We start from the raw sequence: 16,874 nt of genomic DNA, 5'->3' as shown, positions 1-16,874 counted from the left end.
CAGTTAAAGAAAGGCAATTTATCATTGCTAGGTATACCTCTTTTCGTTTCTCCTTGCTCAATATAAAAATTAAGCTCTTTTGTATTATTTATATAAACCTTTCTATACTTTTCAGGATTTTTTATCGCCAGCTTACGCTTTCGTAAAAATTTTTCTAAGTTTTTATTCATTATTTACATGTACCTGCTTTTTTGATGAGTAATAATAAACTTTATTTTTTTCATACAACTAGCATTTTTTAATTATGATAAAATCTCACATTATACTTTGAATTTTTAAGATGTTATGGATATCAATCGTTTAAAAGAAGCACAGCTGTCGCTCTCTAAAAAAGTAAGAGCATCCGATGAAAAGCAATGTGTTAAGACAATTGCTGGTGTCGATGTTGCTTATAACGAACAATCATCTGAAGTTGTTGGCGCAATTACGGTACTGAATGCTGATACATTAAAAGTACTTGAAGTACAAACTAGTATTGAGCCCATCAGCTTTCCTTATATACCAGGGCTATTTTCATTTCGTGAAGTGCCACCGCTTTTAAATGCATATAACAAACTGACCATAACACCTGATTTAATTGTTTGCGATGGCCATGGCCTTGCACATCCACGGCGTTTTGGTCTTGCTTGCCACTTGGGTGTCACATTAGATATCCCCACCATAGGTTGCGGAAAAACCAAGTTATTAGGCGAGTTTAATGAACTTGCAGCACACCGCGGCGCAACGGCAGATTTATTAGATAACGACGAAGTTATTGGCAAAGTGTTACGCACACAAGATAACATTAAACCTGTTTATGTATCTATTGGCCATAAAGTATCTTTAGATACAGCAGTTGAGTGGGTTCTCAAGCTAACGCCTAAATACAGACTTCCCGAGACAACACGTCAAGCTGATCAACTGGTAAATAAAACTTTAAAAGAACATAGAGAAAAGACTTATGAAAAAACATAAATCTTAACTCATTAATAAAGCTTAAGTTTGTATAATATTTTTACCTTCTTAAAATTATCATTTCGAAAAGAAATGACCTCATCTAATGTTAAATTAACTAAATGGTGAAAGCTTAGTTCTTCTAGCTCCAGCCAAGCATGTTTTTTCAGCTCGTATAAAACACCCCAGCTAATATTTGAAACTAAAAGCGTATTAACTGGGAACTCTAACAGCGACGGCAATAATTCTGTAAATTTTACATCCGTTACGTCTTGTAAGCTAAGCTCTATAACATTATCAGAAAGCAATTTTTTTATATCGCTAAAACTCGTGATTTTTAGCGGTGAGTCATCAACCTTAGCATTCAAAGAAAAGATATCGTCAATACTCTTATAGATATATATACCACGAAGCTTATTCTCTTTATTAAATGATAACTTTAAACTTCTTTTATCCCCAGCTTGAACCTTCACTTTGTAATAAGACAACACTGAAGGCTCATTCCATATATATTCATACTGAATAGGACCAGCGCCATAAATTAATTCAGAGTAACAATCATGCTTTTGAAAATGTTGAGAAAAACCATCTAATTCCCACCCTTCAATGATACAACGTACATCACACACCCAGTCATAAGCAATCTCATAAACAACACCATTAAAAGGCTTACCTTCATGAAAAAGCTGTAAGTTTCCATCCCATTTTTCATCAATGATACTATCTAATAACTCAAGCCCTTTAATATCGATATAAGGAAAATTGTATTCTCCTAATATTTCGCCATTAAAAAATTGCTTTTTGCTAACAACAACCCCGCTTTCAGTGAAAATCGCAACCCCCGTAAAAGGCACCCCTTTGAAAAAGTAGGAACTTTCCTGTTTTACTAGCGCACCAGACACAACAAGTGGTGGAGCTTCACATTTCATTTAATAATCAACCCAGCAGAAAATTGAACATGCATTTTATTTTTAAGTTGTACTTAACTAAGAAAATAGGTAAAAAAAAAGCCGCAATCAGCGGCTTCTTTCAACACTAAATATAATTATTCAGCGTCTTTTTCTTTGTACTTTGCAGCTGTTTCAGTGATTAGTGGCTGTAATTCACCACGTTGAAACATTTCGATGATAATGTCACAACCACCGATAAGCTCGCCTTCTACCCATAACTGTGGGAATGTTGGCCAGTTTGCGTATGCAGGTAACTCTGCACGGATATCTGGGTTAAGTAGAATGTCAACGTAAGCAAACTGCTCACCACACGCCATAAGTGCTTGTGATGCTTGTGAAGAAAAACCACAGTTAGGTAACTTTGGTGATCCTTTCATGTAAAGAAGAATTGGATTTTCAGAAATTTGCTGTTTAATTTTATCGATGGTTTCCATTTACAACCTCAAAAAAGACATTGGCTTACTACATTGGCCTTGAAAAAGTTTCACTGTGGCCTCAGATATATAACTTAAAATCGGCATTCGTAGCCACAATTTTAAATAGTCTTTAGCAATAGCATTGCTGTTTGCTAAAACTTGAGTAAAATACTCAACAATTATAGTAACACTATAATACCACTTGGTATAGGGAAGTACGCTGTTTACCTTGCTATTACCTATAACTGAGTGGACTATCAACCAAGAAGATGGAGATAAAAAATGGCATTTGAACTACCGTCACTACCATACGCAATCGATGCATTAGAGCCACATATTTCAAAAGAGACTCTAGAGTTTCACCACGGTAAACACCACAACACTTACGTTGTGAAATTAAACGGTCTGATCCCAGGCACAGAATTCGAAAACAAATCTCTAGAAGAAATCGTATGTTCTTCAGAAGGTGGCGTATTTAACAATGCTGCACAAATCTGGAACCACACGTTCTACTGGAACAGCCTATCTCCAAACGGTGGTGGCGAGCCTACAGGCGCAATCGCTGACGCGATCAACGCTAAATGGGGTTCTTTCGACGCATTCAAAGAAGCGTTAAACGACAAAGCAGTAAACAACTTCGGTTCTAGCTGGACTTGGTTAGTTAAACTAGCTGACGGCACACTTGATATCGTTAACACATCAAATGCTGCAACGCCATTAACTGATGAAGGTGTTACTCCAATCCTAACTGTGGATCTTTGGGAACACGCTTACTACATCGATTACCGTAACGTTCGTCCAGATTACCTAAAAGGTTTCTGGGCATTAGTTAACTGGGACTTCGCGAACGCTAACTTCGCTTAATCTTCTGTTACTAGCAGTAATCAAAAAAAGACGCTTCGGCGTCTTTTTTATTGCGGATGCACGCCCCTTCTAAGTCGCAGCCAAGCCCTCAGCCAAAAAGCGTAATCAAGATGAGCTTTTTTCAATTAAATTCTTAATTTTCTTGCGCAAAAATTCAAAATCGTGACTAAGCTTTAATTAGCCTTTGCTTTTCTCTTAATCTAATTACACGTCATTTTAGCGGGTTTTCGGAGGTCTCTATGAGTATTTTTGAGCATTACCAATCACGATACGAAGCAGCGCAAGAAGAAGAATACAGTATTGAGGAATTTCTCGAGATCTGTAAGAAGGATAAATCAGCTTATGCCAGTGCACCTGAGCGGCTATTGATGGCCATCGGTGAGCCGGAGATTATCGACACTTCAACCGATGCGCGCTTAAGCAGGCTGTTTTCTAATCGCGTAGTCGCACGCTACCCTGCATTTCACGATTTTTATGGTATGGAAGATGCCATTGAGCAAATCGTCTCTTATTTAAAACATGCTGCGCAAGGCTTAGAAGAATGTAAGCAAGTACTGTATTTACTTGGCCCAGTAGGTGGCGGTAAATCATCCATTGCTGAAAAACTAAAATACTTAATGCAGCAGGTACCTATTTACTCAATCAAAGGCTCGCCTGTTAACGACCACCCTTTAGCGTTATTTGACCCAAATGAAGACGCTGAGCTTTTAGAAAAAGAATACGGCATTAAACCGCGTTATTTAAAAACGGTAATGTCACCGTGGGCTGCAAAACGCTTAAGCGAATTTAACGGTGATATTAGCCAATTTAGAGTGGTTAAGCGCTTCCCATCTATTTTAAATCAAGTCGCGATTGCGAAAACTGAGCCCGGCGATGAAAACAATCAAGACATTTCAGCGTTAGTTGGTAAGGTAGATATTCGCCAGCTTGAGCACTTTGCACAGAACGACCCTGATGCCTATGCCTACTCAGGTGCACTTTGTTTAGCAAACCAAGGCTTAATGGAATTTGTGGAAATGTTTAAAGCGCCAATCAAGGTGCTACACCCACTACTTACAGCCACGCAAGAAGGCAATTACAACGGCACAGAAGGCATTAGTGCCCTGCCGTTCAATGGCATGATTTTAGCTCACTCAAATGAATCTGAGTGGCAAACATTTAAGAACAACAAAAACAATGAAGCATTTTTAGACCGTGTTTACATCGTCAAAGTGCCTTATTGTTTACGTGTTTCTGAAGAAGTTAAAATTTACAACAAACTTCTTGAAAACAGTGAATTACATGATGCACCTTGTGCACCGGGCACATTAAAAACACTGGCACAATTTACCACTCTTTCGCGTATTAAAGAGCCTGAAAACTCAAGTATTTATTCAAAAATGCGGGTGTATGACGGCGAAAGCTTAAAAGATACTGATCCGAAAGCGAAGTCGTATCAAGAATACCGCGATTACGCGGGTGTTGATGAGGGCATGACCGGGCTTTCTACCCGCTTTGCGTTTAAGATCCTATCGCGGGTATTTAACTTCGATACCACTGAAGTGGCAGCCAACCCAGTGCACTTATTCTATGTTCTTGAACAGCAAATTGAGCGAGAGCAATTTACCGCCGATGTTGAAGAGCGTTACTTAAGCCACTTAAAAGGCTACCTCATTCCTCAGTATGTAGAGTTTATCGGGAAAGAGTTACAAACAGCCTATTTAGAGTCTTACTCTGAATATGGGCAAAACATCTTTGACCGCTACGTCACTTATGCAGATTTCTGGATCCAAGATCAAGAATACCGCGACCCAGATACTGGCCAGTTATTTGACCGTGCTGCGCTTAACGCAGAACTTGAGAAGATTGAAAAACCTGCGGGTATTTCAAACCCTAAAGATTTCCGTAATGAGATAGTTAATTTCGTACTGCGGGCGCGTGCCCACAACCAAGGCAAGAATCCGCTTTGGACCAGCTACGAAAAACTTCGCACAGTTATTGAGAAGAAAATGTTCTCAAATACCGAAGATCTGCTGCCGGTTATTTCCTTCAATGCGAAAACCTCTGCAGAAGATCAGAAAAAACACGAAGACTTTGTCAATCGTATGGTTGAGAAAGGCTATACCCAAAAACAAGTACGTTTACTTTCTGAATGGTATTTACGCGTTAGAAAATCGCAGTAAAAAACGTTTGTTTTAAGGGGGTTGTTATGGCGCATTTTATTGACCGACGCCTGAATGGAAAAAACAAAAGTACCTTGAATCGTCAACGGTTCATCAGGCGTTATAAAAAACAGATTAAAGAAGCGGTATCTGATGCCATTAATAAGCGCAGCGTAACCGATACCACCAGCGGCGAGAGTATCTCTATTCCGCAACGTGATATCAGTGAGCCTATCTTTCATCAAGGACGTGGTGGCGACCGTGAACAGATCCACCCAGGCAATGACCAGTTTTCTACGGGCGACAAAATCAAGCGCCCGCAAGGAGGCAGTCAAGGTGGTGGTAGCGGCGAAGGTGAAGCCAGTGACTCTGGTGAAGGACAAGACGACTTTGTATTTTCTATTTCAAAAGATGAATACTTAGACTTATTGTTCGAAGATCTTGAACTGCCCAACCTGCAACAAAACCAGCTCGATAAACTGGTGCAAATGAAAACCCATCGCGCTGGTTTTTGTAACGACGGCATGCCAAGCAATATTGATATTGTTCGCTCATTACAAGGCTCGCTTGCTCGAAGAGTGGCGATGACTGCAGGCAAAAAACGTCACCTTGCAGAGCTTGAAGGTCAGCTCGCTCTGCTACAAGCTGAAGAGCAGCCAGACAAGGCAGCCATTGCGTTACTTGAACGTCAGATTGAGGAGCTGCAAAACCGCATAAAAGCAGTGCCATTTATTGATAATTACGACTTACGTTTTCGTAATTATGAAAAGCAACCACACCCAACAAGCAAAGCTGTGATGTTTTGTTTAATGGATGTGTCTGGCTCGATGGATCAAGCCACGAAAGACATGGCAAAACGCTTTTATATTCTGCTTTATCAATTTTTAACTCGTAGCTACAAAAATATAGAGGTTGTCTATATTCGTCATCATACCCAAGCGAAAGAAGTTGATGAGCAAGAGTTTTTCTATTCTCAAGAAACGGGTGGCACCATAGTATCAAGTGCATTAAAACTGATGAACGAAATCATCGCTGAACGTTATAACCCTGAAGAGTGGAACATTTACGCAGCGCAAGCCTCTGATGGTGATAACTGGGCTGATGATTCGCCAAACTGTGGTGAAATTTTACGTAATAAACTGTTAAAGGCGGTGCGCTATTACGCCTATATCGAAATTACCGCTCGTGCTCATCAAAGTTTATGGCGAGAGTATCAATCAATAGTGCAAACCCACGACAATTTTGCCATGCAACACATTCGTGGCGTTGAGGACATTTACCCTATTTTCCGTGAATTATTTAAAAAGAATCGTCAGCAGCAAGGCGCCGCATAGCCTTGCCAGTGAGGTAAAGTATGGCCGATAAACGTATTAGCGACGGTCCTGATTGGACATTTGATCTATTAACAGAGTATCAAACTGAGATTGAACGGGTAGCGAAAATTTATAAACTCGATACCTACCCGAATCAAATTGAGGTGATCACTGCTGAACAAATGATGGATGCCTATTCGAGTGTGGGTATGCCGATTGGCTATAGCCACTGGTCGTATGGTAAAAAATTCATTCAAACAGAGCAGAATTATAAGCGTGGGCAAATGGGCCTCGCTTATGAAATTGTTATTAACTCAGATCCTTGCATTGCCTATTTAATGGAAGAAAACACCCTGCCAATGCAAGCCTTGGTAATGGCCCATGCCTGTTATGGTCACAACTCATTTTTTAAAGGCAATTACTTATTTAAAACCTGGACTGATGCCAGCTCAATTATCGATTACTTATTATTTGCCAAAAACTACATTGCCAAGTGCGAAGAGAAATACGGTATTACCGAGGTCGAAAACCTGATTGATTCATGTCATGCATTAATGAATTATGGTGTTGACCGCTACAAACGCCCGCAACGTATTTCTCTTTATGAAGAGCAAAAACGCCAACAAGAACGTGAAGACTACCTACAATCGCAAGTCAACGAGCTGTGGCGCACAATCCCTACTTCGCAGCAAGAGTCGAAAAAGCGTGAGCGCCGTTTTCCTGAAGAGCCACAAGAAAACATTTTGTATTTCATCGAAAAAAATGCGCCGCTGCTAGAGTCATGGCAACGAGAAATAATTCGAATTGTGCGTAAAATTTCGCAATATTTTTATCCACAAAAACAAACGCAAGTGATGAATGAAGGTTGGGCTACGTTTTGGCATTACACCATTTTGAACCACTTGTACGATGAAGGTAAGCTTACCGATGCCTTTATGCTCGAGTTTTTACAAAGCCACACCAATGTGGTGTATCAACCACCCTACAACAGTAATTATTATTCAGGGATTAACCCCTATGCTCTTGGCTTTAACATGATGGTTGATATTCGCCGTATTTGCGAAAACCCAACAGAAGAAGACAAGAAGTGGTTTCCAGAGTATGCCGGCAGTGATTGGTTAGAAACCTTGCACTTTGCAATGCAAAACTTTAAAGACGAGAGCTTTATTAGCCAGTTTTTATCGCCAAAAATTATTCGTGATTTCAAGTTGTTTACCATTATTGATCATGAAAAAGAGCCAACCCTCAATGTCGGTGCCATTCATGATGAAATGGGCTATCACCAAGTTCGTGAAACCCTGTCGGCACAATACAACCTAAGTAATCACGAACCAAATATTCAAGTCTATAATGTTGATATTAGAGGAGATCGTTCACTTACTCTGCGTTATGTACCCCATAACAATATTCCTTTAAACAAGTCTAAAGATGAAGTACTAAAACACCTTTACAGGTTATGGGGCTTTAAGGTAAAACTGGAACAAGAAAGCGCAACAGGTGAAGTTTCATTATTGGGTGAATGCCCAAGCAGTGATGCCCGACACACAACAGAGTAACCAAAAATGAATAAAAAGATATTGGTGATCATCGACTCAACGGCCGATGCTAAAACATCTATATTACATGCAAGACAAAAAGCCAAAGGCATGAAGCATATTGATATTGTTGCTTTTAGCTACGAAGACACCAATAACATTTTATTCTCTATTCCACCTGATGAAGCGCTGGCTATTCAAGACAAAGAGCTTGCTAAAGTACGTGCAGCACTTGGTCCACTTATCAGCGAGTATTTAGATGATGGTAGCTATACTTTGCAAACCCTGTGGCATGAAAGCCCAGTACAATGGCTAGCCAATGAGCTTGATACGTCAGATTATGAAATGGTGATTAAAACTCGCCACATCGACGAAGAAACGCAATTTACAGAGCTAGACTGGCAGCTTATTCGCTTTAGCCCGCTGCCACTTTATTTGGCCGCCGATAACAAATGGCGTAACAATACCAATGTGCTGGCAGCCCTTGATTTAGGCAGTGAGAAGGCGGCTAAATACTGTTTAAACGAAGCAATTATCAAAGCAGGCTTAGCCTATGCAAAAGACTACGACAGCGAGTTTTATGCCTGTTATACCGTACATGTATCACCGTTTTTACGTGATTTAGGCATTGTATTTTCAGATGAGCAAGTGATTAACGCCTTTGAAAAGCTACCCGTAGCACAGCGAACCTTAATCGAAGCGCACGACTTAAAAGACAAGCTTAAAATCAAAGCCGGTGTGGTTGAGCAAGTGATCCCAAGTGTTGCAGCTAAATTAAATGCTGACTTAGTGATTATGGGTTCGGTGGGTAATACAGGTATTAAAGGTCATTTAATTGGTAATACCGCCGAAAAAGTCATGAAGCTACTTAAAACAGATATTCTTGTTTTACCGCCACTTGGGGTTTAATTTGCTTAACTGAATAGAGTTACTATGAAAAAGGGGCTTAATTGCCCCTTGTTTGTTTATAAATCTGTGTAAGCTGTGACCTTGTTACGGCCGTTTTCTTTTGAGTGATATAAGGCTTTATCGGCGGCTTCAACCCACTTTTCGTAGCGATCAAACTTCTCGTCGAAGCAGGCAAAACCAATACTGACCGTCAGTTGAATTTGTTTGCCATCAAAGTAAATTGATGAGTTCTCAATGAGTGTTCTTAATCGCTCAGCAAATATATGTGCACCTTCATGATCAGTATCAAGCAAGGTTACCGCAAACTCTTCACCGCCATAGCGACCTGCTAAGTCTGTTTCACGCAGAGTTTTACGCAGTAAGTCTGCAATATGACGCAGCGCCTCATCACCGCCGCGATGGCCATGTTCATCATTGACCTTTTTAAAGTGATCAATATCAAACATTAACAAGGTGCTGCACCCGCCACTGCGCACTATGCGCATGTATTCTTTGCGTAACTTTTCTTCCCAATAACCACGGTTAGTAAGCTTAGTAAGTGCATCGGTACGGCTCATTTGTTCAAGCTTGCTATTCGCTTCTTCTAGCTCTTTTTTATTCACCGCTTCATCGGTTACATCATAGATAATGATACAGATATGCGATACTTCACCTGTGGTCGTCGTCAGTGGAATAAAAGTGGCATTTTGATACATATGATCCGCTTTACCGGTAATTGGGCGATAATTCTTAAAACGGAAAATATATGGCTGCTGCTCCCAAATAGTAAATGAGCGATTATTTAAAATGAACACAGACTCAGATTTGCTGCGAAACCACTTTTCATCGATTGATGGAAACAAATCAAACAGGTCTTTATCTTTCACCGCGCTTGGCAATAGGCCAGAATGATTTTCCATAAACCCATTCCAGATGCATACTTTGTAGTCTCTATCGAGCACCACTAGGCCTACATCAACGGTATTAAACATATCCATTAACCAATGGAGTTCATTCATATTAAAATCGGCTGCAGGCATAGTTTAGTCTTCTAATAAATAAGCTACTTTGTACTTAAGGGTTTTTAATGAGTCCTCGGTGAACAGCAACATCAAATCACAGTTAATATTGTGATTTTCGATGCCATAGCTGATCTCAATCGCCAGCGTTCGTTGCCAGCGAGATTTATTCGCCTTTACTAAATCAGATACATCACAGTGTTGTCCTAGCACCACGGGATGACCTTGGCTAAAACGCATATCTAATTGGTGCGACAGTCCTGTCAGAATAGCCCCTATTAATATGTTACTCACATCCATTAATAGCTCTAATTCAACTTTATCGTTGAGCTCACCCTCATAATTCATTAACGAGGCGATTTCTTTAAAACTTGAATCATTTAACAGCAATAGTGCTTCGCCAGAAACACCGCCGCCAATAAAACCCTGACATACACCTGAGGTTGCGGCATTGGCATCAATCGAGCGCAAAGCCATATCTAGTTCATTGACTTCTAAAACATTTACATTAGGAATAGGAAGCTTTACGAATACATTAAGAAGACGCGCTAATAAGTCTCCAGCTTGCCCCATTGCGACATTGGTGAGTTCTTGGTAGATATCACGCACATCGGGATCAACTTGCTCACCTAGCTTATTAGCAAGACGCTCACGCATGGCTTTATCTTTAATACCATGATGTTCAATAATACTCGCTAGTTTCTCGGCGGAACAAGGTTTTTGAATAAAGTCGATTGCGCCTAACTCAAGCACACGTCGATGAGCATTAGGTTGGATGTCTCCAGATACAACAACAGTGAGAACATGAAGGTCTTGTTCTTGAATGGCTTGCAGTACTTCGTAACCATCCATTTCAGGCATGTTTAAATCGAGAAATAAAATTTCCGGCTGAATTTTTTTGATTTGCTCAATACAGTGAACACCATTTTCAGCAAACTCAATTTTTATATCCCAATCATCGGGTAAAGAGCGTGCTAATTGTCGACGTGCTAACTTTGAATCATCACAAACTAATACCGATGTTGACATATATTCTCTCTAAATCCACACTTTCTAACTAGCAAAAACATTAACTAGTAACTTTATTCTTATTTTTATATGTAAAAAATAGGGTCACAGGCACATGTTAATCAAACTAATGGTTATTTACAATTTTAAATTGTACTAATCCTTGGAGCCACTTCATGAGTATAATACACTGAAGTTAAATGCGTTAATTTAAAGGAATTTTATTATGTTACGTCCGCTAATGTTTGCATTAGGTGCAGTGTGCACGTTTAGTTATGCAGGTGATTTATCAGAAAATAGTTTAGACGCAGGTAAGGTTTCAGCCCAGTCTAAACCGGTTACTTTACTAGGGCAAGGTGTTGAAGTTGGCCAACAAGCGCCTAATTTTAAAGTAGTAGATGGCAACTTTACACCCGTCACACTAGACAACTATCAAGGCCAAGCAGTGCTTTTAAGCGTTGTGCCAAGTTTAGACACAGGTGTATGTAGTATTCAAACCAAACACTTCAATGAAAAAGTAGCTTCAGAATACCCAAGTGTGGCGATGCTGACCTTAAGCGCAGATTTACCATTCGCACAGAAGCGTTTTTGTAAAGCCGAGAATATAGACAAAATAGTGACCTTATCTGACTCTGTATGGCGTGACTTTGGTAAGAACTACGGTTTGATTATCAAAGATATGGGCTTGTTAACCCGTGCCGTATTTGTGCTCGATAAAGAACATAACATCGTTTACAAGCAGCTTGTCGATAACCTTTCAAAAGAGCCTGATTACGACAGTGCTATTGCGGCATTAAAGAAACTGTAAAAGCGCAATTTTAACTTGCAGTGAGACAAACACAAAAAAACCGCCCAGAGGCGGTTTTTTATTTGTGATTCTAAAAGGTAAATTAACCTAAAAGCTCACCAAGTTGTTGGCTAACAGCTTCAACAGCTTGAGTACCGTCTAATTTGTGGTACTGAGTGTTGCCTGCTTTCGCTTCAGCTTGGTAGTAATCAACTAATGGTTTAGTTTGGTCGTGGTAAATACCTAAACGCTTACGAACTGTTTCTTCAGTGTCGTCATCACGAATGATTAGGTCTTCACCTGTGATGTCATCTTTGCCATCAACTTTAGGTGGATTATAAACAACGTGATAAACACGACCAGAGCCAGGGTGTACGCGACGACCGCCCATACGCTCAACGATGATTTCGTCAGCAACGTCAAATTCAATAACGTGATCAACCACCACGCCATTCTCTTTCATTGCATCTGCTTGAGGAATAGTACGAGGGAAACCGTCTAGTAAGAAACCTTTTTCGCAATCTGGCTTAGCAATGCGCTCTTTAACTAGACCGATAATAATTTCGTCAGATACTAATTGACCTGCATCCATTACTTTTTTAGCTTCAAGACCAAGTGGTGTACCTTCTTTGATTGCTGCACGCAGCATATCGCCCGTAGAAATTTGTGGAATACCGTATTTGTCCATCAAAAACTGAGCTTGAGTACCTTTACCTGCACCCGGCGCGCCCAAAAGAATAATGCGCATATCATTGTCCTCTGTGTGATACTAATCTTAAAAATGGTCGATCAGTGGAGTTTTGTTTTTAGAGCCTGAATTCTTCCACAACTAAGGCTATACCTCAAGTAACTTATACCAATTGCCTATATTAGCGGCAATAAAAAAGGGAGCCTTGCTCCCTTTTTCAACTCATTGCGCTAAAACGCTTATTTGCTTAAATCTAGCATAAGTTTGTTCAAACGAGTTACAAAGCCTGCAGGGTCTTTTAACGTACCGCGTTCAGCCAGTAATGCTTGATCTAGAAGTACTTGTGACCACTGAGCAAACTTGTCTTCATCTTGTTCAACATTTAAGTGTTTAACAAGCTGATGCTCTGGGTTAAGCTCAAAAATTGGCTTTTGCTCAGGCACTGTTTGACCAACTGATTCCATTAACTTTTGCATTTGCGAGCTCATATCGTGCTCATCAGCAACAACACACGCTGGTGAGTCAGTTAGACGGTGCGTAAAGCGTACGTCTTTAACGTTATCACCTAGTGCAGTTTTAATGCGCTCAACTAGGCCCGCAACTTCTTTTTCTGACTCTTCTTGCGCTTTTTTCGTTTCTTCGTCATCCATGTTGCCTAAATCTAAGTCACCACGGGTAATTGACTGGAATGATTTTTCGTTGAACTCTGTTAAGTAGCTCATCATCCACTCATCAACACGGTCGCTTAGAAGCAATACTTCGATGCCCTTCTTACGGAAGATCTCTAGGTGTGGTGAGTTCTTCGCTGCAGCGAATGAATCAGCAACTACATAGTAGATCTTATCTTGCTCTGGCTTCATACGCTCAATATATTGCTCAAGCGATACATTTTGTGTGCTTTCATCAGTGTGTGTAGAAGCAAAACGCAGTAGCTTAGCAATGGCTTCTTTGTTAGCCGCATCTTCAGCTGGGCCTTCTTTTAACACCTGACCAAACTCGTTCCAGAACGTTTGGTAATCTTCTTCGCGGTTTTTCGCCATACGCTCAAGCATCTTAAGTACGCGCGACGTACACCCTTTACGGATTGCTTGTGTTACTTTGTTGTCTTGTAAGATTTCACGTGACACGTTTAGTGGTAAGTCGTTTGAATCAAGTAAACCTTTCACAAAACGTAAGTAGCTTGGCATGAACTGCTCAGCGTCATCCATGATGAAAACGCGTTGTACATACAGTTTTAAACCTGATTGACGCTCACGGTTCCATAAATCGAAAGGTGCTTTTTTCGGGATGTATAACAGGCTGGTGTATTCTGTTTTACCTTCAACCTTGTTATGTGCCCAGCTTAGTGGCTCTTCCCAATCGTGACCGATATGCTTATAAAACTCTTTGTACTCTTCGTCTGTTACTTCTGACTTGTCACGGGTCCATAGTGCTGTCGCGCGGTTAATACCTTCCCACTCGCCTGGCTGTGCTGGAATTTTCTCGCCGTCAGGACCTTCAGATTCAGGTACCTCTGCTTTATACATCTCAACTGGAATAGAAATATGGTCTGAATATTTAGTTACGATGCTACGTAAACGGAACTCATCAGCAAATTCTGTTTCGTCTTCACGAAGGTGAAGAATGATTTCAGTACCACGTGATGGTTTATCAATCTCTTGTAATGTGTACTCACCTTCGCCTGCAGATTGCCATTCAATACCTTGGCTTTCACCTGCTTTACGCGTACGCACTGTTACTTTGTCAGCAACGATAAACGCTGAGTAAAAACCAACACCAAATTGACCAATCAATTGTGAATCTTTGCTTTGGTCACCAGTTAGGTTTTGGAAAAATTCTGCGGTGCCTGATTTTGCAATTGTACCTAGTGAATTGATCACATCTTCACGGCTCATACCAATACCATTATCAGTAATGGTGACCGTGTTTGCTTCTTTATCGGCACTGATACGTACTTTTAGTTCCGCATCGTTTTCGTATAAATCGCCATTAGAAAGCGCAAGGAAACGTAATTTATCTGCCGCATCTGACGCGTTTGATACAAGCTCACGTAGGAAAATCTCTTTATTAGAGTAAAGAGAATGAATCATCAGGTTTAATAGTTGTTTGACTTCTGTTTGAAAGCCTAATGTTTCTTTTTGTGCTGCAGTCATTGTGTAAATCTCCAATTAACAAAGTGTCTAATCTGCACTATGACTCTTTATATGGGGCAGGCTTTTTGAACTTCAAGGCAAAAATTTAAATTTAAGGTTAAATTCGGTTTGCTCCAATTAATTAGTAACTTTCATATCGGCAGTTACGAGTAAAATTTATCAATTCTATTTAAGATATTAACATTGGAGGATTTGACACTGATTCCAACCTTAAACATGATCTCTAATTGATATTTATTCTATTTATGAATTAGCAATTGCATCAAAAATATGAGCACTGAGTAGCAGGTAAGGTCTGTAATTCTTTATTCAAGTGCAATACAGAAACGTTCAAATGAGAACACTCTTTAACTCTTCTTAAATTTTTCTGACCTAGAAAAGTCCACATTGCAAGACTTGCTTCAAGGTCATAATTTCGGTTACCTAGCCAAGTATTATCACCTTGACTATAAACTTTATATATAAATTCAGAAGGATACATTTTTCCGTCAGAGTCACTATTGTACCTGAAGTAGGCAGTAAAACCCCCTTGCGAGTCTAGGAACTTAAAAAACACTGGTTTGTTTGATTCTTTTAAGAAAATATCCAGCGAGGTTTGCACATCAGAAGGGGTAAGCTCAGATCCTAACTCAACTAGCTTCCCATCAACTTTTTTAATAAATTCTTGTCTATCCATATTATTAGCTATTGATTTTTCAAATGACTTTAAGTTGCTATAATTTACCTCTAGGTAATTAATATAATCTGAAAATTTACATTCACTGAGTACACAGTTTTTAAGTGGTACTTCAATATTAACATTGCTTAACTTAATACTTTCTCTATTACTAATTAACCAAGCGCCTTTTGACTTAGACTCTGTAGTAACTGTGAAAAAGTATTTTATGATAAATTTATTTTCTTCATTTACATGTTCACCCTCAACCATAAATGTATTTTTAGCAGTAGCCAAAAGTTTTAATGGGCATTCTTTGTAAAATTCAGGTTTCTGATTAACCTGATGGCATTTTGTATTTGTAGCAAATGCAGCTGAAGAGAATGGAATTAAGAAGCTAAGTAATATCAGTATTTTCATTGTTTAAAATCCTTATCAAACCATTTGATAAGACAATACTACAATTAAAATACAAATTAAACCGTACCCAGTTAAGTTACGACCTGCAAACAAAAAAGCCTGCTTAAAGCAGGCTTTTGATACCATATCAGATATTAGTTTTGGTTTACGGCGCGTCGTCCGCTAAATGCATGCATCAATGTCATACCATCGAGTAAGTCGAGCTCTCCACCAACAGGGACACCGTGAGCAATACGAGATGCACCTACCTGATACTTATGACAAAGCTCAGCAATGTAGTGGGCTGTGGTTTCACCTTCAACACTTGGATTGGTTGCGAGGATCACCTCATTAATGCCACCTTGTTGCAACTTGCTTTCAAGAATATCAAGGCCAATTTCTTTTGGCCCTATGCCATCAATTGGCGACAAGTGACCCATTAAAACAAAGTAAAGACCTTGGTATTGACCTGTTTGCTCAATCGCGAGTACATCGGTTGGTGATTCGACCACACACAATAAACCACTATCTTGGCGTTTAACACTTGAACAAATATCGCATACCGCTTGCTCTGTAAAAGTACGACAAGATTGACAATGCCCTACTTCATCCATTGCTTTGGTTAATGCATGGCCAAGCTGTTTACCACCTTGACGGTCACGCTCAAGCAAATGAAAAGCAATCCGCTGTGCCGACTTAGGGCCTATGCCCGGCTGGCATCGTAGCGCTTCAATTAGCTGTGTTAAACTAGGAGATAGTTGCATACAAAATCACTTAGAATGGCATTTTCATACCTGGTGGTAATTGCATACCGCCAGTTACTTTGCTCATGCGCTCTTGTGTTTCTTCAGCAACACGACGTACAGCATCGTTACACGCTGCCGCTAATAAATCTTCGATCATGTCTTTGTCGTCTTCCATTAGGCTGTCATCTAATTCAACACGACGAACATTGTGGTTACCAAGCATAGTTACTTTAACTAGGCCTGCACCTGCTTCACCTACAACTTCAAGGTTTGCGATTTCTTCTTGGGCTTTTTGCATGCGCTCTTGCATTTGCTGCGCTTGCTTCATCATGTTACCCATTCCACCTTTAAACATAACTGTCTCTCTTTCTAAACTACT

16 protein-coding genes are annotated in these 16,874 nt (G+C 39.9%); 7 read left to right on the top strand and 9 right to left on the bottom strand.

Features of this window, described 5'->3' with window-relative positions:
- Positions 1 to 285: 285 nt before the first annotated feature.
- Complete coding sequence (gene nfi / locus JIG37_RS19720; protein ID WP_199530122.1) at positions 286 to 954, top strand: deoxyribonuclease V; 669 nt, start codon at positions 286 to 288, stop codon at positions 952 to 954.
- A gap of 11 nt (positions 955 to 965) precedes the next feature.
- Here the strand turns inward: nfi and JIG37_RS19715 are convergent, their stop codons facing one another.
- Entirely contained in the window at positions 966 to 1,862 is an 897-nt protein-coding gene (locus tag JIG37_RS19715) for a hypothetical protein (RefSeq protein ID WP_199530121.1), read from the bottom strand.
- Between the two features lie 116 nt (positions 1,863 to 1,978).
- Positions 1,979 to 2,317, bottom strand: coding sequence for a Grx4 family monothiol glutaredoxin (locus JIG37_RS19710; RefSeq protein WP_054551536.1), 339 nt, complete (start codon positions 2,315 to 2,317; stop codon positions 1,979 to 1,981).
- A gap of 264 nt (positions 2,318 to 2,581) precedes the next feature.
- Between JIG37_RS19710 and JIG37_RS19705 the strand changes: the two genes are divergently transcribed.
- From JIG37_RS19705 to JIG37_RS19685, 5 genes are all read left to right on the top strand, one after another.
- Entirely contained in the window at positions 2,582 to 3,163 is a 582-nt protein-coding gene (locus JIG37_RS19705; RefSeq protein ID WP_054551537.1) for a Fe-Mn family superoxide dismutase, read from the top strand.
- Between the two features lie 239 nt (positions 3,164 to 3,402).
- Positions 3,403 to 5,325 (top strand): PrkA family serine protein kinase, encoded by a 1,923-nt coding sequence (locus JIG37_RS19700; protein WP_054551538.1) that lies wholly within the window; start codon positions 3,403 to 3,405, stop codon positions 5,323 to 5,325.
- Between the two features lie 26 nt (positions 5,326 to 5,351).
- Positions 5,352 to 6,638, top strand: a complete 1,287-nt coding sequence (locus JIG37_RS19695) for a YeaH/YhbH family protein (protein ID WP_138600437.1) — start codon at positions 5,352 to 5,354, stop codon at positions 6,636 to 6,638.
- 20 nt (positions 6,639 to 6,658) lie between these two features.
- A complete protein-coding gene (locus JIG37_RS19690) occupies positions 6,659 to 8,173 on the top strand; it encodes a SpoVR family protein (protein ID WP_138616001.1) in 1,515 nt (504 codons plus the stop codon).
- Between the two features lie 6 nt (positions 8,174 to 8,179).
- Entirely contained in the window at positions 8,180 to 9,061 is an 882-nt protein-coding gene (locus JIG37_RS19685; protein WP_199530120.1) for a universal stress protein, read from the top strand.
- 56 nt (positions 9,062 to 9,117) lie between these two features.
- Here JIG37_RS19685 and JIG37_RS19680 read toward each other — a convergent pair whose 3' ends face one another.
- Together JIG37_RS19680 and JIG37_RS19675 are read right to left on the bottom strand one after the other, a co-directional pair.
- On the bottom strand, positions 9,118 to 10,080 hold the full coding sequence (locus tag JIG37_RS19680) for a diguanylate cyclase (protein ID WP_054551542.1): 963 nt from the start codon (positions 10,078 to 10,080) through the stop codon (positions 9,118 to 9,120).
- A 3-nt stretch (positions 10,081 to 10,083) separates the two neighbouring features.
- Complete coding sequence (locus JIG37_RS19675; RefSeq protein WP_054551543.1) at positions 10,084 to 11,088, bottom strand: response regulator; 1,005 nt, start codon at positions 11,086 to 11,088, stop codon at positions 10,084 to 10,086.
- A gap of 205 nt (positions 11,089 to 11,293) precedes the next feature.
- Between JIG37_RS19675 and tpx the strand changes: the two genes are divergently transcribed.
- Complete coding sequence (tpx, locus tag JIG37_RS19670; RefSeq protein ID WP_199530119.1) at positions 11,294 to 11,875, top strand: thiol peroxidase; 582 nt, start codon at positions 11,294 to 11,296, stop codon at positions 11,873 to 11,875.
- Between the two features lie 82 nt (positions 11,876 to 11,957).
- On the opposite strand, the gene adk is transcribed toward tpx, so the two are convergent.
- The 5 genes from adk to JIG37_RS19645 all read right to left on the bottom strand — a co-directional run bounded on the left by adk (position 11,958) and on the right by JIG37_RS19645 (position 16,850).
- Positions 11,958 to 12,602 carry an adenylate kinase gene (adk, locus tag JIG37_RS19665; protein WP_036967590.1) on the bottom strand — a complete coding sequence of 215 codons (645 nt, stop codon included), beginning with the start codon at positions 12,600 to 12,602 and terminating at the stop codon, positions 11,958 to 11,960.
- Positions 12,603 to 12,781: 179 nt separating this feature from the next.
- The gene (htpG, locus tag JIG37_RS19660) at positions 12,782 to 14,695 is read right to left on the bottom strand and encodes a molecular chaperone HtpG (protein WP_138600431.1); all 1,914 of its coding nucleotides are present in this window, start codon (positions 14,693 to 14,695) and stop codon (positions 12,782 to 12,784) included.
- Between the two features lie 262 nt (positions 14,696 to 14,957).
- On the bottom strand, positions 14,958 to 15,770 hold the full coding sequence (locus JIG37_RS19655) for a hypothetical protein (RefSeq protein WP_138616005.1): 813 nt from the start codon (positions 15,768 to 15,770) through the stop codon (positions 14,958 to 14,960).
- A 134-nt stretch (positions 15,771 to 15,904) separates the two neighbouring features.
- A complete protein-coding gene (gene recR, locus JIG37_RS19650) occupies positions 15,905 to 16,513 on the bottom strand; it encodes a recombination mediator RecR (RefSeq protein ID WP_054551546.1) in 609 nt (202 codons plus the stop codon).
- 10 nt (positions 16,514 to 16,523) lie between these two features.
- Positions 16,524 to 16,850: a YbaB/EbfC family nucleoid-associated protein gene (locus JIG37_RS19645; protein ID WP_054551547.1), complete on the bottom strand. Its 327-nt coding sequence runs from the start codon at positions 16,848 to 16,850 to the stop codon at positions 16,524 to 16,526.
- Positions 16,851 to 16,874: the final 24 nt, after the last annotated feature.

The organism is Pseudoalteromonas sp. bablab_jr010 (genome assembly GCF_016464105.1).
Classification (GTDB): Bacteria; Pseudomonadota; Gammaproteobacteria; order Enterobacterales; family Alteromonadaceae; genus Pseudoalteromonas; species Pseudoalteromonas simplex.
Note: the sequence above shows the minus strand (reverse complement) of the source record. Positions and strands in the feature narration are given on the sequence as shown.